Annotated in this window: 19 protein-coding genes; 9 read left to right on the forward strand and 10 right to left on the reverse strand. The window is 58.4% G+C overall.

Features of this window, described 5'->3' with window-relative positions; all coding sequences use genetic code 11:
- Position 1: 1 nt before the first annotated feature.
- Genes ACSPHG_RS11050 through pcaC form a run of 3 tightly spaced genes read left to right on the forward strand, consistent with a single transcriptional unit; the run spans position 2 to position 2,504 of the window.
- The gene (locus ACSPHG_RS11050) at positions 2 to 1,357 is read left to right on the forward strand and encodes a 3-carboxy-cis,cis-muconate cycloisomerase (protein WP_435953512.1); all 1,356 of its coding nucleotides are present in this window, start codon (positions 2 to 4) and stop codon (positions 1,355 to 1,357) included.
- Positions 1,354 to 2,121: a 3-oxoadipate enol-lactonase gene (gene pcaD / locus ACSPHG_RS11055; RefSeq protein WP_435953513.1), complete on the forward strand. Its 768-nt coding sequence runs from the start codon at positions 1,354 to 1,356 to the stop codon at positions 2,119 to 2,121. Before ACSPHG_RS11050 ends, pcaD begins: the two co-directional genes overlap by 4 nt.
- The gene (pcaC, locus tag ACSPHG_RS11060) at positions 2,118 to 2,504 is read left to right on the forward strand and encodes a 4-carboxymuconolactone decarboxylase (protein ID WP_435953514.1); all 387 of its coding nucleotides are present in this window, start codon (positions 2,118 to 2,120) and stop codon (positions 2,502 to 2,504) included. Before pcaD ends, pcaC begins: the two co-directional genes overlap by 4 nt.
- Positions 2,505 to 3,207: 703 nt before the next feature.
- Here pcaC and pcaQ read toward each other — a convergent pair.
- From pcaQ to pcaH, 3 genes are all read right to left on the reverse strand, one after another.
- A complete protein-coding gene (pcaQ, locus tag ACSPHG_RS11065; RefSeq protein ID WP_435953515.1) occupies positions 3,208 to 4,131 on the reverse strand; it encodes a pca operon transcription factor PcaQ in 924 nt (307 codons plus the stop codon).
- A gap of 156 nt (positions 4,132 to 4,287) precedes the next feature.
- Positions 4,288 to 4,908 (reverse strand): protocatechuate 3,4-dioxygenase subunit alpha, encoded by a 621-nt coding sequence (pcaG, locus tag ACSPHG_RS11070; RefSeq protein ID WP_435953516.1) that lies wholly within the window; start codon positions 4,906 to 4,908, stop codon positions 4,288 to 4,290.
- Entirely contained in the window at positions 4,905 to 5,648 is a 744-nt protein-coding gene (gene pcaH / locus ACSPHG_RS11075; RefSeq protein WP_435953517.1) for a protocatechuate 3,4-dioxygenase subunit beta, read from the reverse strand. Before pcaH ends, pcaG begins: the two co-directional genes overlap by 4 nt.
- Positions 5,649 to 5,893: 245 nt before the next feature.
- On the opposite strand from pcaH, the gene hglS reads away from it, so the two are divergent.
- Positions 5,894 to 7,237, forward strand: a complete 1,344-nt coding sequence (gene hglS / locus ACSPHG_RS11080; protein ID WP_435953518.1) for a 2-oxoadipate dioxygenase/decarboxylase HglS — start codon at positions 5,894 to 5,896, stop codon at positions 7,235 to 7,237.
- A 41-nt stretch (positions 7,238 to 7,278) separates the two neighbouring features.
- Complete coding sequence (locus tag ACSPHG_RS11085) at positions 7,279 to 8,793, forward strand: carboxylesterase/lipase family protein (protein WP_435953519.1); 1,515 nt, start codon at positions 7,279 to 7,281, stop codon at positions 8,791 to 8,793.
- Positions 8,794 to 8,864: 71 nt separating this feature from the next.
- Here the strand turns inward: ACSPHG_RS11085 and ACSPHG_RS11090 are convergent, their stop codons facing one another.
- Positions 8,865 to 9,527 carry a DUF421 domain-containing protein gene (locus ACSPHG_RS11090; RefSeq protein WP_435953520.1) on the reverse strand — a complete coding sequence of 221 codons (663 nt, stop codon included), beginning with the start codon at positions 9,525 to 9,527 and terminating at the stop codon, positions 8,865 to 8,867.
- 49 nt (positions 9,528 to 9,576) lie between these two features.
- Positions 9,577 to 10,068: an E3 ubiquitin--protein ligase gene (locus tag ACSPHG_RS11095; RefSeq protein WP_435953521.1), complete on the reverse strand. Its 492-nt coding sequence runs from the start codon at positions 10,066 to 10,068 to the stop codon at positions 9,577 to 9,579.
- 400 nt (positions 10,069 to 10,468) lie between these two features.
- On the opposite strand from ACSPHG_RS11095, the gene ACSPHG_RS11100 reads away from it, so the two are divergent.
- A complete protein-coding gene (locus ACSPHG_RS11100; protein ID WP_435953523.1) occupies positions 10,469 to 11,092 on the forward strand; it encodes a hypothetical protein in 624 nt (207 codons plus the stop codon).
- Here ACSPHG_RS11100 and ACSPHG_RS11105 read toward each other — a convergent pair.
- Complete coding sequence (locus ACSPHG_RS11105; RefSeq protein ID WP_435953524.1) at positions 11,079 to 11,939, reverse strand: LysR family transcriptional regulator; 861 nt, start codon at positions 11,937 to 11,939, stop codon at positions 11,079 to 11,081. The genes ACSPHG_RS11100 and ACSPHG_RS11105 overlap by 14 nt on opposite strands.
- 121 nt (positions 11,940 to 12,060) lie before the next feature.
- On the opposite strand from ACSPHG_RS11105, the gene ACSPHG_RS11110 reads away from it, so the two are divergent.
- From ACSPHG_RS11110 to ACSPHG_RS11120, 3 genes are all read left to right on the forward strand, one after another.
- A complete protein-coding gene (locus ACSPHG_RS11110) occupies positions 12,061 to 13,230 on the forward strand; it encodes a pyridoxal phosphate-dependent aminotransferase (protein WP_435953525.1) in 1,170 nt (389 codons plus the stop codon).
- A 15-nt stretch (positions 13,231 to 13,245) separates the two neighbouring features.
- On the forward strand, positions 13,246 to 14,022 hold the full coding sequence (locus tag ACSPHG_RS11115) for a transporter substrate-binding domain-containing protein (RefSeq protein ID WP_435953526.1): 777 nt from the start codon (positions 13,246 to 13,248) through the stop codon (positions 14,020 to 14,022).
- Between the two features lie 305 nt (positions 14,023 to 14,327).
- A complete protein-coding gene (locus ACSPHG_RS11120; protein WP_435953527.1) occupies positions 14,328 to 15,986 on the forward strand; it encodes a glucan biosynthesis protein D in 1,659 nt (552 codons plus the stop codon).
- Positions 15,987 to 16,032: 46 nt separating this feature from the next.
- Here ACSPHG_RS11120 and ACSPHG_RS11125 read toward each other — a convergent pair whose 3' ends face one another.
- The 4 genes from ACSPHG_RS11125 to ACSPHG_RS11140 all read right to left on the reverse strand — a co-directional run bounded on the left by ACSPHG_RS11125 (position 16,033) and on the right by ACSPHG_RS11140 (position 18,470).
- The gene (locus ACSPHG_RS11125; RefSeq protein ID WP_435953528.1) at positions 16,033 to 16,395 is read right to left on the reverse strand and encodes a type II toxin-antitoxin system HicB family antitoxin; all 363 of its coding nucleotides are present in this window, start codon (positions 16,393 to 16,395) and stop codon (positions 16,033 to 16,035) included.
- Entirely contained in the window at positions 16,392 to 16,667 is a 276-nt protein-coding gene (locus ACSPHG_RS11130; RefSeq protein WP_435953529.1) for a type II toxin-antitoxin system HicA family toxin, read from the reverse strand. The genes ACSPHG_RS11125 and ACSPHG_RS11130 overlap by 4 nt, the downstream gene beginning before the upstream one ends.
- Before the next feature lie 114 nt (positions 16,668 to 16,781).
- Positions 16,782 to 17,939 (reverse strand): FAD-dependent urate hydroxylase HpxO, encoded by a 1,158-nt coding sequence (hpxO, locus tag ACSPHG_RS11135; protein WP_435953530.1) that lies wholly within the window; start codon positions 17,937 to 17,939, stop codon positions 16,782 to 16,784.
- Positions 17,940 to 18,068: 129 nt separating this feature from the next.
- Entirely contained in the window at positions 18,069 to 18,470 is a 402-nt protein-coding gene (locus ACSPHG_RS11140) for a VOC family protein (protein WP_435953531.1), read from the reverse strand.
- Positions 18,471 to 18,515: the final 45 nt, after the last annotated feature.

An 18,515-nucleotide genomic window follows, 5' to 3' on the forward strand; every position in this document is an offset into this window, starting at 1 on the left:
CATGGCACTGTATACCCCGCTGTTACGCGGTTCGGCGCTGACGGAGATCTTTAGCGACGAGCGCACGCTACAGGGGATGCTGGATTTTGAGGCCGCGCTCGCCAGGGCGCTGGCAAAATGCGGCGCGATCCCGGGATCGGCGGTTAGCGCCATCGTCGGGCAGTGCCGTGCGGACAGGCTCGATGCCGAATCGCTGGCGCAGGCCGCCGCGAACGCCGGGAACCTGGCTATTCCGCTGGTTAAGCAGCTCACCGCAAACGTGAAGCGCGAGGACGAGCAGGCGGCGCGCTACGTTCACTGGGGCGCAACAAGCCAGGACGCCATCGACACGGGAATGGTGCTGCAAATCCGCGCCGCGCTGGTGGTTTCCGAAACGCTCATTTCCGGTTTGATTCAAACCTTCTCCGAGCAGGCGCGGCGTTACCGGCACAGCGTGATGCCCGGACGCACCTGGATGCAGCACGCGCTGCCCATCACCTTTGGCCTGAAGCTTGCCGGTACGCTCGACGCGCTGCTGCGCTGGCAGGAGCGTCTAAACGAACTCAAACCCCGCGCGCTGACGCTGCAATTTGGCGGCGCTTCCGGCACGCTCGCGTCGCTCAAAGAGCAGGGCGCGGCGGTTACCAAAGCCCTGGCGCAGGAGCTAAACCTTGCCCCGGCAAATACGCCGTGGCACGGCCAGCGCGACCGCCTGCTGGAAGTCGCGGGCTGGTTTGCGGGCGTGAGCGGCACGCTGGGCAAGTTCGCCGGTGACTTCGCGCTGCTGATGCAAACGGAGGTCGCCGAAGTGGGCGAACCCGTGGCCGAAGGGCGAGGCGGCTCGTCAACCATGCCGCATAAGCGTAATCCGGTGGGCTGCGCGGCGGTGCTCACCGCCGTTACCCGCATTCCCGGCCTGATGTCCACGATGTATGCCAGCCAGATCCAGCAGCACGAGCGGGCGCTCGGCGGCTGGCAGGCCGAATGGGAAACGCTGCCGGAGCTGATTATGCTGGCGGGCGGCGTGATGCAAACCAGCCTCGAGCTCGTCGGCGGCATGCAGGTCAATATCGAAAAAATGCGCGCCGATCTGGATATGACCCACGGCCTGATCATGGCGGAATCGGTCACCCTTGCTCTTGCTCAGCACATCGGCAAGCAGCCCGCGCACCATCTCGTTGAACGGCTGTGCCACCGCGCGCTTGATGAAAAGCAGCCGCTGGAAAAGCTGCTGCTACATAACGATGACGTTACGGCGCATCTTTCCGCGTCGCAAATCACCGATCTGCTTGACCCGCAGCACGCCACCGGCAGCGCCGAGCGCTTTATCGACCAGGTGCTGGCGCGCGTCGGGCAGCCACCGCAGGAGCATTCATGAGTATTCACTATCAGCTTGAAGGGCGAACGGGCGCACCCGTCGTGGTGCTGTCGAACTCGCTGGGCACGTCGCTTGCGATGTGGGAACCGCAGATGGCCGGGCTGCTGGAGCATTTTCGCGTGCTGCGCTACGACGCACACGGCCACGGACGCACGCTCAAAAACGACAAAACCACGCTGCCGCAGCTGGCGGAAGACGTCATCAGCGTGATGGACGACGCCGGTATACAGCAGGCGCATTTCTGCGGCATTTCGATGGGCGGCCTGACGGGCCTGTGGCTGGCGCGTTTTGCGCCGGAGCGCTTCCTGTCGGTGACGATAGCAAACAGCGCGGCGAAGATCGGCGAACAGTCGGGCTGGCTAAGCCGCGCCCGCGCGGTGCGGGGCGAGGGCATGTCCTCCGTGGCGTCTGGCGCCGCTTCGCGCTGGTTTACGGACGGTTACGCGCACGGCCATAAAAAGCAGGTCGATGCGCTGATTGCAGGCCTGAGCCAGACCGATGCCGAAGGCTACGCCGCGTGCTGTGAAGCGCTGGCTGCCGCAGACCTGCGGGCGGAAATTGATGCGATAACCCTGCCGGTGCTGATTTTAGCCGGTCGCCATGACCCGGTCACCATGGTGGCGGACGGCGAATTTATGCAGGCCCAGATCCCGGACTCGCGGCTGGAAATTCTTCCGGCCTCCCATCTTGCCAACATTGAAGCCGCGCCGGAGTTTACCGCCGCGCTGGTTAACTTTTTTCAGCAGCAGGAGCAAAAATCATGAAGGATGACGAACGCTATAGCCAGGGGATGGAGGTGCGCCGCGCTGTGCTCGGCGACGCCCACGTTGACCGCACGTTAACGCAGATAACCCCGCTAAACGATGAGTTTCAGAACTTCATCACCCGCTACGCCTGGGGCGATATCTGGACGCGTCCCGGCCTCGAGCGCCACACGCGCAGCATGATCACCATCGCGATGCTGATTGCGCTAAACCGTGAGGCGGAGCTGAAAATGCACCTGCGCGCGGCGTTTAACAACGGCGTAACGCGGGACGAGTTGAAGGAGCTGATTATGCATTCGGCCCTGTACTGCGGGCTACCGGCGGCCAACGCCACCATGCACCTTGCGCAGCAGGTTTTTGACGAGATGGACAGCCATAATTAAGCGCGGCGGGTGGCGCAGGCTTACCCACCCTACAAACTGCGGCGGTGAATGTAGGTTGGATAAGCGCAGCGCCATCCAACATTTGCGGCGGGTGGCGCAGGCTTACCCGCCCTACAAACTGCGGCGGTGGAATGTAGGTTGGATAAGCGCAGCGCCATCCAACATTTGCGGCGGGTGGCGCAAGCTTACCCACACTATTAACTGCGGCGGAGGAATGTAGGTTGGATAAGCGCAGCGCCATCCAACATTTGCGGCGGGTGGCGCAGGCTTACCCGCCCTACAAACTGCGGCGGTGTAATGTAGGTTGGATAAGCGCAGCGCCATCCAACATTTGCGGCGGGTGGCGCAGGCTTACCCTCCCTACAAACTGCGGCGGAGGAATGTAGGTTGGATAAGCGCAGCGCCATTCAACATTTTCGGCGGGTGGCGCAAGCTTACCCACACTATTAACTGCGGCGATGGAATGTAGGTTGGATAAGCGCAGCGCCATCCAACATTTGCGGCGATTGCGCAAGTTTACCCGCACTACAAACTGCGGCGGAGGAATGTAGGTTGGATAAGCGCAACGCCATCCAACATTCGCGGCGGGTGGTGCAGGCTTACCCGCCCTACAAACTGCGGTGGTGGAATGTAGGTTGGATAAGCGCAGCGCCATCCAACATTTGCGGCGGGTCGGCTAGAGATACAGGCCGCATTCCTCCCTTCAGCCCGGCATCGACTTACGAATAGAAGCCAATAAAATCTGCGCTCCCGGCGACAGGTTGGCGTCCACCCTGGTGAGGATCCCAATCGGCTCGCCCGCGCCCTGGGTGGCGATGGGCAGGGCGGTCAGCGTGCCCTGGCGCAAATCCTCCTTCACCGCCCCCGACGGCACAAACCACACGTAGTTGTAATCCACCGTTAGCTGGCGGGAAAGCGAGGCCGAAAGCGTTTCGATGCAGGTCGCCGGAAGCTTGCAGCCCTGGCTTGCCAGCAGCGTTTCGGCGTTCGCCCGCGGAATCGTGCCCTTCGGCGAAACCACCACCGGCCACTCCATCACCCGGCTCAGGGTGATATTTTCCTGCAATAGGGGGTGATTAGGGCGCACCACCAGCTTCAGCGATTCGAGGAACAGCAGCTCGTAATTAAGCCCGGTCATCAGCTCCGGGTCGGACATGCGCCCGATGCCCAGATCCAGCTCCCCGGACTTCAGCCCCGCCAGCAGCATGGTGTTATTCATGGTGCCGACCTGCAGCGTGACGTCGCTTTGCTGCTTGTGAAACTCGCCGATAACCGTGGGTAATATTCCCAGCGCGGCGGTTGGCAGGGCGCCAATGCGCACCACGGTCGACGTTTGCCCGTCTTTGCGGCTAAGCGACTGCCCGGCATGGTTCAGGGCGTCGAGCACCTTGACGGCGTGCGTCAGAAACTGCTCGCCCATTAGCGTCAGCTGTGCCCCTAACCGCCCCCGGTCGAACAGGCGCGTGCCGGTAAGCTGCTCCAGCTCGTTAAGCGTTTTGGAGAGCGCGGGCTGGCTCAGATTGAGGGTTTCAGCCGCTCGCCCCAGCGTCCCCTGCTGAGCGACGGCCACGAAGGTGTGAAGATGGCGCAAGCGAATGCGCTGACTGAAGAGACCATTTTTTTCCATAGGCGATGTTAAAAACAGACGGGCCGCGGTGACAAGGTAAGTTGTTTAATTATGATAACTTGCTAGCAAAATAATATTAACATTTTAACTACTTTAGCAACATTGTCGGCTGGCGCCACGTTTAGCCGATCTACGTAGCGCCAGAGGCAGGGGAATTTAAACGTCAAAAAACACCGTTTCCTTCTCGCCCTGCAAATAGATGTCGAAGGTATAAACCACGTCTTCGCCGCGCCGCTCGCGCCTGCCGATCAGCGTATTGCGGCGCACCTCCCATTCGATGAGATTTAGCACCGGGTCCTGCTCGTTCGCGGCCTGTTCGTCGGAGAAATACATACGGGTGTTCAGGCCGATGTTAATCCCGCGCGCCACGATCCACAGGTTCAGGTGCGGGGCCATCATTCTGCCGTCGCGGCCAACCACGGAGCCGGGCTTGATGGTGTCGAAGCGCCAGACGCCGCTGTCGAAGTCCGAGCAGGTGCGCCCCCAGCCGCGAAAATCCTCATCAAGCTTTTTGTCCTGCTGCCGGTCGGCCGGGTGGTTATAGCGCCCGGCGGCGTTGGCCTGCCAGACCTCCAGCAGCACGTCGCGCACCGGCGTGCCGGAACCGTCGAAAACCCGGCCCTCAACGATAATGCGTTCGCCTTCGGTGTGGGAGTTGGTCAGCACGTGGCTGAAGTTGGTTTCGAAAATGTTGAACCCGGCGGCGTTCGGCGCAAGGCCAATGTGCACATACGGGCCCGCCGTCTGGGAGGCGGTTTCGCGCAGGTAATCTTTCATTTGTTGGCGGCTCCCTGAGTCCGGTTTTCAAACAGCGTGGCGCGCTGCCCGCGCAGAACGAGGTCGAAGCGGTAGGCGAGGCAGTCCAGCGGGATGGCGGCGTGGGTGTCCAGCTCGGCAATCAGCGTGCGGATGGCGTCGTCATTGTTGATGGTTTTCACGATCGGGCATTGCTTGATGAGCGGGTCGCCTTCGAAATACATCTGGGTGATCAGGCGCTGGCCGAACGCTTCGCCCGACAGCGAAAAGTGAATGTGCGACGGACGCCAGTCGCTCGCCTGGTTGCGCCACGGATAAGGGCCGGGCTTGATGGTACGGAAGAAATAGTAGCCGTTTTCGTCGGTCAGCACGCGCCCGCAGCCGCCGAAGTTGGGGTCAATCGGCGCAAGATATTTGTCTTTCTTGTGGCGATAGCGGCCACCGGCGTTGGCCTGCCACACTTCGACCAGCGTGTTTTTCATCGGGCGGCCAAAGCCGTCGCGGACGTAGCCGTGAACGATAATGCGTTCGCCAATCGGCAGGCCGTCTTTGGCGTAATTCATGATCAGATCGTTATCCAGCGGATCTAAATCCTTCTCGCCAAAAATCGGGCCGGTGATTTCCGACAGGGAATTTTGCAACGAGATAAGGGCGTTGCGCGGCGAGCGCAGCACGCTGGTTTTGTACCCCGGCGCAAAGGCCGGCGGGTGAGAATCGTAATCGCGATGGACAAGCTCGCGGGGCTGCCAAATTGATGACATAGCTGGCTCCAGTTTGTAGGGGAGAGGCGTAGATTTTTTGGTATCGCCGAAGCCAGTTTCAGTTACTGAAATGTTAAATTAAAGTGAATTTATCGCGCTATTAACATAACTTTGGGTTATCGATAAAGCACTTACCATTACCACTTTGCCAGCGCTGTAAAGCAGATCACAAAACGAAAATTCTTCGCCCTGACTGGCCCGCCAGACTCTACGCTTTCAGCAATATCCACTGGAGACACGACATCATGGCGAACAACATCACGGCTGATGAGATTCGGGAAAAATTTTCGCAGGCAATGTCGACGATGTACCAGCAAGAGGTGCCGCAGTACGGGACGCTGCTCGATCTGGTTGCGGACGTAAACCTCGCGGTGCTGGAAAACGACCCGGCCCTGCATCAGCGGTTAGAAAACGCCGACGAGCTGGCAAGACTTAACGTCGAGCGCCACGGCGCGATCCGCGTCGGCAAGCCCGAGGAGCTGTTCACGCTGCGGCGCATATTCGCCGTAATGGGCATGCAGCCGGTCGGCTACTACGATCTCTCGCAGGCGGGCGTGCCGGTGCACTCCACCGCGTTTCGCCCGGTTGACGACACCGCGCTTGCCTGCAATCCGTTCCGCGTTTTCACCTCTTTGCTGCGCCTGGAGCTTATCGAGGACGAAGCGCTGCGCAGAAAGGCGGCGTCGATTCTGGCCCGGCGCGATATTTTCACCCCGCGCTGCCGGGCGCTGCTCGACGTGTATGACAAACAGGGCGGCTTTAGCGCGGCGCAGGCCGACGAGTTTGTGCGCGCTGCCTTAGAGACGTTCCGCTGGCACAGCCACGCCACGGTGGATGCGCAGACCTACCAGGCGTTTCATGACCAGCATCGCCTGATTGCCGACGTCGTTTGCTTCCGGGGCTGCCACATCAACCACCTCACGCCGCGCACGCTGGATATCGACCGCGTGCAGGCGCTGATGCCGGAATACGGCATAACGCCGAAAGCGATCATCGAAGGCCCGCCGCGCCGCGAGTTTCCCATTCTTCTGCGCCAGACCAGCTTTAAGGCGCTGGAAGAGCCTATTCTGTTTGCCGGCGAGCACCACGGCACCCATACTGCGCGCTTCGGCGAGATAGAGCAGCGCGGCGTGGCGCTGACGCCGAAAGGTCGCGCCCTGTACGACGAGCTGCTGCTCGCGGCGGGCAGCGGCAAAGATAACCTCAGCCACCAGCAGAGGCTTCAGGAAGCCTTTAGCCGCCTGCCGGACAGCGACACCCTTATGCGCCGCCAGGCGCTGGCCTATTTCCGTTACCGCCTGACGCCAACCGGCGAGATGCACCGCGCGGGAATCGGGCCGGGGGACGATCCTCAGCCGCTTATCGAACGCGGCTGGCTGGTCGCACAGCCCATCACCTACGAAGATTTCCTGCCGGTGAGCGCGGCGGGGATATTTCAGTCCAATCTGGGAAGCGACGGCGGGGCGCGCAGCCACGGCCACGCCAGCCAGGAAGCCTTTGAAGAAGCGCTTGGCGCACCGGTCGCCAATGAGTTCGATCTGTACCAGCAGGCGGAGGATCGCAGCAAACGGCGTTGCGGTCTGCTCTGAAAGCGTTACTCTGCTGGGGTGTCGTTAACAAGGAACAGCAGATGGAAGAGCCAGAAATGCCGACGGTCAGGGTCGCTCAGGGCGAACTCGTCGGAACAAGGGAAGGGAACTGCAGCATCTTTCGCGGCATTCCCTTCGCCGCGCCGCCGGTCGGTAATCTACGCTGGCGCGCGCCGCGTCCCCCGGCAGGCTGGGAGGGCGTTAGGTCCGCCACAACATTTTCCCCCGCAAGCTGGCAAAGCCTCGAATACTGCAAGGCGGTAGGCGGCGGCGATCCGGGCCAGTTCTCCGAAGACTGCCTCTACTTAAACGTCTGGGCGCCCGACGGCCGTGCCGACGAGCCGCTGCCGGTTATGGTCTGGCTGCACGGCGGCGGCTTCACCATCGGGGCCGGTGGCCTGACACCCTATGACGGATGCGCGTTCGCCGCGCGCGGCGTGGTGCTGGTGTCCATCAACTATCGCCTCGGGCACCTGGGGTTTTTCGCCCACCCGGCGCTGGAAAACGAAGATCCCGATGGGCCGCTGCATAACTTTGCCCTGCTTGACCAAATCGCAGCGCTGAAGTGGGTGCAGGAGAACATTGCCGCGTTTGGCGGCGATCCGAGCCGGGTCACGCTGTTCGGCGAATCGGCCGGGGCGCGCAGCGTGCTTTCGCTGATGGCTTCGCCTCTCGCCGGTGGCCTGTTCCACAAGGCGATTGTTCAGAGCGCGTATACGTTGCCGGACGTCGAGCGCAATCAGGCGCTGAAAAAGGGCGTTTCCCTAGCCCGCCACTTTGGGCTGGAGGATGCCAGCGCGGAGCAGCTGCGCGAGCTGCCCGCCGACGCGTTCTGGCCGCTGGAAGCGCCGCAGAACGTTGGCCCCGCGCCGATATGCGGCGACCGCGTTCTGCCGGAGCCCATGCTCGACGTTTTCTTCGCGGGCAGGCAGCACGCGATGCCGGTAATGATCGGCAGCAACAGCGACGAGGCCAGCGTGCTGAGCTACTTCGGTATCGATCTCGCCGGGCAAATCGAGCTGCTCAGGCGCGAAAAACGCCTTGGGCTGGGGCTGATTCGCCTGCTATACCCCGGCGTGAAGGGCGATGTCGAACTCGGTCGGCAGGTCTGCCGCGATATGGCGTTTACCACCATGGGATTTGTGGTGATGCAGGCACAGCAGCGTATCAACCAGCCCTGCTGGCGCTACTACTTTGACTATGTTGCCCAGGCGGAGCACAAGGCGTATCCCAACGGCACCTGGCACGGCAACGAAGTGCCCTACGTGTTCAACACGCTGCCGCTCACGCCGCCCGCGAGCGAGTATGTGACGCAGGTTGATTTAGATTTCTCGGCAAAGATTTGCGACTACTGGGCAGATTTTGCGCGCAAAGTGACATCGCAAAGCGACCGGCTTGAGGGGGCGATCCGCTGGCCCGCCTGCACCCGCCGACGGGACAGAACGATGCTGCTGGGCGTGGATAAAAAGGCAAAATTTGCCATCATCAACCGGTTTATGCGCCTGCGGATGCAGCTCTTTAAGCGCGTGATGAAACATCATGTTCGGTTAGGGTAGGCGTTGGGTACGGCCGTACCCAATCGTCACGTTATGCAGGTAGTTTGCTGCGAAGTTAACTCAGGGACGAGTTAGCCGTTCGGTTCCCGCTTTACCTCGCCGTCTTTCAAAATAAAGGTCAGCGTGCCGTCCCAAAATTCGGCGATGAAAATCTCTTCTGGCTTAATATCCAGCGCCTCCATCTTGGCCTGTAACCACTCTTCATCCTTGCCGATCCCGCTTAGCTCGTTAAACCTTGGACGACCGTCTTTTATCAGAATGATGGAGGGCATTTTCCCGCCTTCACAAACCACGGAAAGCGAGCCGCTTGGCTCAATCTGGGCATAGCGTATTTCCTGAAAGGAATGAATGCCCTGCGAGTGAAGCTGGGAAGCGACGTTGATGATGTCGATCTTATTTCGCCTGCGTAAGATGTTTCCCATTAAAAATTTGCCGTCTTTGATGATGGCGATAGGCTCACCGATGGTAAAAGAGCGGAAAAACCACAGGTGTTTGCTCGCCCAGTTCAGCAAAGATATAAGACAGACGCCGATAAATAAGACCAAAATATACTGATGCATCGGTATGGCGTCGCTGTATATCACACCGCCGATGATGCCCCCCAGCACAAAGTTGCCAATAAAGTCCACCGGCGTCATTTGCGAGAGCTGGGTTTTACCGGAAAAATTTAAATGGGAGATGACGACAACGAAGCCAATAATAAATTTGGCAAGGACAATGGCATAATATTCCATGAGGCTTCCTTCTGAAAACAAGAAAGGGGCGTCATGCCCCTTGCGAAAACTATTTATTCTGCGGTGCTGCGCCGCCTGCCGGCGCGCTATTATCGGCAGGCTTGATGCTGTCTTTGATTTCTTTGGCCTTCACGGCGGCGTCCGATGAGAGCGTGTTTGCGCCGGAGATGGCGTCGGCTTTAATTTGTTTTGCCTGCTCAACAATTCGATCGCTTTGTTGTTTGGCATCAGCCTTTACGGCTTCGGCCTTGCTGTCCGCCTGCTGGGCGATGGCATCGGCTTTCTTGTCCGCTTCGGCCTTGAGCTGGTCAGCCTTTTCGGTGAGCTGTTTCGCCTGCTGGTCGGCCTCTTGCTTAACGGCATCGATGTGCTTTTCCGCATCATCTTTTATCACAGAGGCTTTATCAGCGGCGGCGTCTTTGATCTGTGCGGCATTATCTTTGGCCTTATCGAGATTAGCATCGACTTTAGATGAGTCGTCACAGCCGGCGAGGAACAGGCAAATTGCGGAGGCCAGCAGAGTTTTATTCCATAATTTCATAAATTGTCCTTTGAAATCACAAGTCATTATAAATGATATATTCTTAACGCTTAGGTGACTAATAGTGTCGTGCGGGGAACACGCTTTTAAAGGCGAGTTTTTATTGCAGAGGTAATTTATTATTATGCTGTCCAGTGTAGTTACCGGTCGGTTTGCGTCAAGTTTTTTTACTTGCTTAATGATGTGTGAGTGAAGCCTGAAACTTATTTTGCTAGCTAAGACTTTTCGCAACATAAATTAATTAATAGCGGGCGTCGGCTAATGCGTGATTGCCAATGACGGCCCCGGCACTGAATTATTCGTAAAAAACATCACAAGTTCTCACCTGTTTAAAGGTTATGTCCGGTCAGCGTCAGGCGGGCGTAAGGTGGCGTGACTTCCAATACAACCTGAGGTCACCATGAATTTCGATCCCTCCAATGACAATATTGCCATCGTATTGTCAGCGCTTAAGCTGCGCCAAACGTCAGATGGTCTGGATCCGTACAACGAGCCTTATCTCGTCGTGCTGGCTATGGATGAGAACGACGCGGGCCAGGCGCGCCTGTCTTATCATCTGCAAGAATTTCACAACGTTCGCGAGTATCAGCCGATGGTTCCCGCCGGGGAAGGGGTGATGCTCTACGGCCCCGCTAACCCGGGGGCGTTTGTCACTTTAACCGTGGCGCTGATGGAATCTGATGAAGATATTCGCGAGGCGGGGGCGCAAATACAGGCGCTGATAACGCGGGTAAACGCCGATTTGCAGACCACCAACCTGTCGAAAATTTTACCGGGCGTAGCGGCCGCCGAAGCTTTCCTGCACGGCGTGCTGGGTGATGTGGCGGGCGTGCTGGTCGAAAACCGGGACGATTACCTGCTGACCATCAGCGGCACCTGGCTACGGGACACGCCAACGCCCTATAAAATCGGCAGTTTTACCACTCATCATAATGATTTCGCCGAAGCGACGCTGAAGGTGGTGCCGCTCGTGAAACGCCCGCCGCGCAGGCCGGTGGAAAAGTGGCGCGTCACCCAAGCCTAAGCAGGCTTGCGCAGAACGCGTCGAGACCCGCCGCGCCGTCGCTTCCTTCGCGAACCGACAGGCGGTAGCTTGCCCCGGTTTTCACGCTGTGCGCAAACGGGCGCACCAGCCTGCCGGTGCGTAAATCCTCGGCAACCAGCGTTTCATCGGCAATCGCAATGCCAAAGCCTTGAATCGCGGCGCTGATGGCTAAATCCATGGTGTCGAAATGCTGATTTTTGAGCATTGCGGGGCGGGGCGCAGGATAATTTTCCAGCCACAGCGACCAGTCGGTGCGGTCCCGCGTCGGGTGCAGAAAGGTTAAACGTTGCAGCGCGTCTGCGGGCAGCTCGCCGTTTACCAGCAGGCTGCGGCCGATAACCGGCGTGAGGATCTCTTCAAAAAGCAACGTGCCGGCACGGGCATGCGGGCCAAAAACAATCGCCGCGTCGTAAGGCTCGTTTTTGAAATTGATGCCGTGCTCGACGGTGGTGGTCAGCGCCACCTGGATATCCGGCGCGCTCTGCTCAAGCTCAATCAGCCTCGGCACCAGCCAGCGCATCGCACAGGTAGGTGCCTTGAGGCGGATAACGCTTGGCTTATGGCTTGCCCGCTCGGCCACGTCCAGCAGGTTCTCAAAAGCGTGCTGCATGTCCGGCAGCAGGGCGCTTCCCTGCGGCGTAAGGTGCAGGCCGCGCGCGTGGCGTTCAAACAGCGCAAACCCTAGCCACTCCTCAAGCGCGGCAATCTTGCGGCTTACCGCACCCTGGGTCAGGCAAAGCTCTTTGGCAGCACGCGTCAGATTTAAATGCCGCGCCGTGACCAGAAACGCATCGATAGTATTGAGGGGGAAATTACGCCGCGCCATAGATGTTGCTCTCCGCTGAGCCATGCATTTTTTGCATGGCTATTATGACAACAATTCGTTTGTCGTGGCAATCGACTCGCTATTGAATAGTTATGCAAATCGAGACGCAACAGGAGCGGCCATGACAATGCATACCCCGGTTCAACATCGTTCTAAATTGCCCGACGTGGGAACCACCATTTTTACCGTTATCGGCCAGCTCTCGGCGCAGCATAACGCCATCAACCTTTCCCAGGGCGCGCCGAACTTTTCCCCCGACCCGAAGCTGGTGGCGGGCGTCACCAAAGCCATGCAGGATAATCATAACCAGTACGCGGCGATGACCGGCCTGGCACCGCTGAAAACCCTGATTGCCGAGAAGGTAGAAACGCTGTACGGCGCGCGCTACGACGTAAGCGACGAAGTGCTGATCACCGCAAGCGCGAGCGAAGGGCTGTACTCGGCGATTAGCGGCCTGGTGCATCCCGGCGACGAAGTAATCTACTTTGAACCCTCGTTCGACAGCTATGCGCCGATTGTGCGCTTACAGGGGGCAAAGCCCGTTGCGCTCAAGCTCGCGCTGCCGAACTTTACCGTTGACTGGGACGAGGTGCGCGCGGCGATTACGCCCCGCACGCGGATGATCATCATCAACACGCCGCACAACCCGAGCGGGCAGGTGTTTAACGCCCGGGATTTGGACATGCTGGCGGCGTTAACGCGCAATACGGATATCGTTATTCTCTCGGATGAAGTGTACGAACACATCGTTTTTGACGGCCAGCGCCACCACGGCATGGTGACGCACCCGCTGCTTGCGGAACGCAGCGTTATCGTTTCCTCGTTCGGCAAAACCTTCCACGTGACGGGCTGGCGCGTGGGCTACTGCCTGGCCCCGGCGGCGCTGATGGACGAAATTTGCAAGGTGCATCAGTTTTTGATGTTTTCTGCCGATACTCCTATGCAGTACGCGTTTGCGGACTACATGACGGACCCGCAAACCTATCTGTCGCTGGCGGCGTTTTACCAGCGCAAGCGCGACCTGATGCAAAATCTGCTCGCGGATTCACCGTTTAAGCTGCTGCCGAGCGCCGGTTCGTTTTTCCTGCTTGCAAGCTATGCGCATTTCAGCGATGAATCAGACGGCGAAATGGTGAAGCGTTTGATTACCGAATATGGCGTGGCGACGATACCGCTCTCCGCGTTTTATACCGACGGCACGGACAACAGGCTGATTCGCCTGTCGTTTGCCAAAGATGAAGCCACACTGCGGGCGGGCGCACGGGCGCTTTGCCAGGTTAAGCCACGTTGATTGGGAGCTACCGCAATGAAAAAAATCCATGCACTGAGTCTGGTCGTTGGGATGTTCACTACTTTTTCCGGGCTTGCCGCAACCGAGCTGCGCTATGGCCTGGAGGCCGAATACCCGCCGTTTGAAAGCCGTAATTCGGCGGGCGAGCTGGAAGGGTTTGACGTCGAGCTGGGCAACGCCATCTGCAAGGCCGCAAGCCTGAAATGCTCGTGGGTCGAAACTTCGTTTGACGCGTTAATTCCCGGCCTGATGGCGAAGAAGTTTGACGCTATTAACTCGGCGATGAACATTACCGAACAGCGGCGCAAGAGCATTGATTTTACCCAGCCCATATACCGCATTCCTTCGCAGCTGGTGGGCAAGGCGGGCAGCGCCGTTGAGGCCACGCCGGAAGGGCTGAAGGGCAAAACGGTCGGCGTTCTGCAGGGTTCTATCCAGGAAACCTACGCCAAAGAGCATTGGGAAAAGCAGGGCGTAACGGTGGTGTCCTATAAAGATCAGAACATGGCGTGGGGCGACCTGCTCAACGGGCGTATCGACGCCTCTCTGGTCATGTCCGCCGCGGGCCAGGCCGGGTTCCTCAGCAAGCCGCAGGGCAAAGGGTTTGGCTTTATCGGCAAGCCGGTGAGCGACGATACCATCCTCGGCAGCGGCATAGGCTTTGGACTGCGTAAGGGCGATGCGGACACTAAGAAACAGCTCGATGCCGCCATTGAAAAAGTGAAGGCCGACGGCACGGTAACCGCGCTTGCGAAGAAATATTTCCCAGGGATTGACGTTAGCGTCAAGTAACCGGGCTCGGTGAGGCATAGCGTAGGTTTGATAAGCGCAAGCGCCATCAAACAATCAAGCGGGTAGCGGCAAGTCGCCTTACCCGCCCTACGACACGCCTTCACCGACATTATCTTCCCCATTTTTCATCCCATTCCGGTACAAATAAAAAAACTGCGTCCCTAAGCCGAATCCGAGGCGAGAAGCATTGGATTAGCAATGAATTTTGTCTAGAGTGTGCGGTCGTAAAGGTTGCACCATCTTGCCGTAGTTCTGCCCTCGGGGCGGGACGAAATACATCGACAAAAAAGGACGATTTCCCAGGCATGAACCGCAGACGTTTTATCAAAGCCTCTATGGCTCTCGCCGCAGCCTGCGGCACCCCGGCCCTTGCCACTTTCTTCTCTCGTACCGCGTTTGCTGCGGAATCGGGTATCGCTGACGGCCTGACCACCGAGTTCGACTTTTCAGTGTTACAGGCGATGGCCCATGACCTGTCGAAAAAGCCCTGGAGCGGTGCGCCGCGCCCGCTTCCTGACACCCTGGCGAAGCTGACGCCGCAGGCCTACAACGCCATTCAGTACGACGCTGCGCATTCGCTGTGGAATAACCTCGGCGACGCCCGCAGGCTCGACGTGCAGTTCTTCCACGTGGGGATGGGGTTCCGCCGCCGGGTGCGCATGTTCTCCGTCGATCCGGCTTCCCAACAGTCGCGCGAAATCCACTTTCGCCCGGAGCTGTTTAACTACAACGACGCGGGCGTAGATACTCGACAGCTTGAAGGGCAGATGGATCTCGGCTTTGCCGGGTTCAAGGCGTTCAAAGCCCCGGAAATTGCCCGCCGCGACGTGGTGTCCTTCCTGGGTGCCAGCTACTTCCGCGCCGTGGATAACACCTATCAATACGGCCTGTCCGCCCGTGGCCTTGCGGTGAACACCTTTACCGACCAGCTTGAAGAGTTCCCGGACTTCACCGCGTTCTGGTTTGAAACGCCGAAGGCAAACGACACCACCTTTGTGGTCTACGCGCTGCTGGATAGCAAGAGCGTCACCGGAGCGTACAAATTCATTATCAGCTGCGAAGAAAAACGCGTGGTGATGGAGGTGGACAACCACCTCTACGCGCGCGAAGACATCAAACAGCTGGGCATCGCGCCGATGACCAGCATGTTCGCCTGCGGCACCAATGAACGCCGCATGTGCGATACCATTCACCCGCAGATCCACGACTCTGACCGTCTGGCGATGTGGCGCGGCAACGGCGAATGGATCGCCCGCCCGCTCAATAACCCACAGAAGCTGCAGTTCAACGCCTACACCGACAACAACCCGAAAGGCTTTGGCCTCCTGCAGCTCGACCACGAGTTCGCTAACTATCAGGACATCATGGGCTGGTACAACAAGCGCCCGAGCCTGTGGGTGGAGCCGCGCAACAAATGGGGTAAAGGCACCGTAGGCCTGATGGAAATCCCCACCACCGGTGAAACGCTGGATAACATCGTTTGCTTCTGGCAGCCGGAAAAGCCGGTAAAAGCGGGGGACGAGCTGGAGTTTAAATATCGCCTGTACTGGAGCGGCCTGCCGCCGGTCACTACCGATTTAGCTCGTGTCTACGCCACCCGCACCGGCATGGGCAGCTTCCCGGAAGGCTGGGCGCCGGGCGAGCACTTCCCGGATAAATGGTCGCGCCGCTTTGCCATCGACTTTGTTGGCGGCGATCTTAAAGCCGCAGCCCCGAGAGGCATCGAGCCGGTTATTACGCTGTCCAACGGCGAGGCGAAGCAGATCGAAATCCTCTACGTCGAACCGTTCGACGGCTATCGCATCCTGTTCGACTGGTACCCAACCGACGACTCAACGGCGCCGGTTGATATGCGCATGTTCCTGCGCTGCCAGGGTGAAGCGATCAGCGAAACCTGGCTGTACCACTACTTCCCACCGGCACCGGACAAGCGTAACTACGTCGATGACCGCGTGATGAAATAGCGGTTAGAAATGCAAAACCCCGCGGGTTATGTCGCGGGGTTTTTTATTACTTGAGCTTCATCTGCTGGCTGAGGATCTCAACAATGTAGCTATTCACTGACATACGCCGTTCGGCGGCGGCAATCGCAAGGCGTTCGCCAAAAGACTCCGGGTAACGAAGGGTGAAGGTTTTCACTTTCTCTTCGCGTTCATACGGGTCGATTCCGCTGGCTTTACAGTCGGCAAGATAGTCGTTTAGCGATATCTCTCCTTCCTGCATGAGTCCCTTCGCGCTGTCAGAAACAAAATCACAATATCCGGAAAGGCCTAAAAATTTGCCGCGGAACTGAGCGATTTCGGGAACCCAGGTAATCAGCGCCGGCTGACCACAGATGACCATTGTGTTGGGAATTAAATGTGTATTCGTCATGGTGCTACTCCAATACTTTCAAACCATTCTCTTAAGCTGACGATGGCACCCTTGTCGGCATCGGGAGAGGGATGGGGCCGATGAAACCTTGCGATACTGCTCTTTAAAAAGAAACGTACCCGCGAGCCCCTGCCGTTACTGACCTCTCCACCTAAAGCAACAATGAGCATCTCAACATCTTGCCATTTGATATTGGATGCCGTTGGTTTGGCAAAAATCTGTTTTAACGTGACGCGGTGTTTGTTCCTAAGGTAATCCTTGTCATAGCCCATGAATCCTTCCGTGATGTCAGTTTATGAAGTCATGGTAGCATACAAAAAAATGACGTCAATTTCTGACGTCATTTCTGGAACTGGATTCAGGATTGCAATGAAAAAACATGCAACTCACTCCAGCGGGCCACCCATAATCGTTTCGCGCATGCCGGACAGCACGCGTTCGCCGGTTTCGGCTTTCAGCTCCTCATACCAGCCGTGGGTCACGTCCATATCTTTGCCGTGGGTCACATCGCAGCGCTTGCGGGCCTTAAGCACCAGATCTTTCACCCGCCAGGCGCGTTTTTCCTGATAGCGGAGCAGGGCATCTTCGACACCCAGCGAGTTGGTTTGCAGGGCGATGGCCAGCACGACCGCATCCTCCATGGCCGCGCAGCCGCCCTGGCCGATATCCGGCGTCGTGCTGTGTCCGGAATCCCCCAGCAGCGCAACCCGCCCGCGCACCAGCTGCATAAAAGGCTCGATATCGTGAATTTCTATGCGATTTGTGGTTTCAGGGTTGATAGCGTTAATCAGTTTTTGCACCGGCTCGGCCCAGCCGGAGAAGTAGCGCGTCAGGTCGGCCTTCACCGTACTGCGGTCTTCGGGCAGGCCTTTCGGCAGCGGAACGTCGAAGAAAAAGTAGAAGCGGCTGTTGGCAACGGGCATTAGCGATACGCGTTTGCCTTCGCCCACGAAGGTGGTCCACTGGTTTGCCGGGGCGATGGATTCATCGATTTCCACCAGGCCGTTCCAGTTAACGTACCCGGCATAGTGCCTTTCCGCCTGCTGCCCTAAAACATAGGGGCGGATAACGGAGTGGGTGCCGTCGGCGGCAATCAGCAGATCGCCCTCGGCGACGTGCCCGCATTCGAAACGGGCGCGAACGCCGCCTGCACATTCTTCCACCTCCACAATGCGCTTGCCGAACTGAATCTCTTCGCGCCCGTAGGTATCAATCAGCATATTTTGCAGCTCGGCGCGGGCGACGGGGTAAGGGCGCTCGCCAACGCTCTTCACCAGCGGGTCGAGGCTAAAGCGCGTCAGGGTTTGGCCGTGCAGATATTCGCGGTAGGCCATGTAGTCCATTTGCCCGCCAAGGCGCTGCAACTGCTCCTTCATGCCCAGCCAGTTCAGGCACTTCACGCCGTTCGGCCAGATCGAAATCGCTGCGCCTGCGGGCCTGATCTCTTTCACCGCCTCATAGACTTCGGTGGCGATACCGCACCGTTTTAACGCAATTGCCGCCGATAGCCCACCGATGCCGCCGCCAATTATTATCGCTTTCATCTCTGCCTCCTTTTCGTTTTGCAGAGATGAAGCAACTTTTGTACCAGTTTTCCTAGCTGCTGAAACGGTTGTTTCTTGCGGTTCAGGCCGGGCGCGTGCGCGGCGCTGGGGTTCTACGCTGGTGCAGCGCTACTTCTGTGCACCATAGAACATCCCTTCAAGCTTCATGCCGTCCGGGTCGAGAAAGAACACGGCGTAGTAGTCCGGATAATATTCGTCCGCCGGGTCGAAGATCTTGACGTTATTCTCTTTGAGCCAGGCCTGCAGCTCGTCCACGTCCTGCCTGCTGCGCAGCGCCCACGCATAATGATGGAAGCCGGGGTCGCCTTTGCGGTAGGGATGTTTCAACCCCTGCTCGTCGGCCTGGCTTATCCAAAGGCGGGTGGAGCCGTTCGTCCAGCCCATCATCGCCGGGTACTCGTCCAGCACCTCAAAGCCCAGAAATTCCATCAGGCCGGAATAAAACCTGCGCGAGACCGCAAAATCGCTGACTGAAATCACCAGGTGATCGACTGCTTTAACGCGAGACATATGCTTTCCCCCTATTTAAGCCTGTGTTAACTATAGAAGACAGGC

This window comes from Dryocola baronae (genome assembly GCF_051297175.1).
Lineage (GTDB): Bacteria > Pseudomonadota > Gammaproteobacteria > Enterobacterales > Enterobacteriaceae > Dryocola.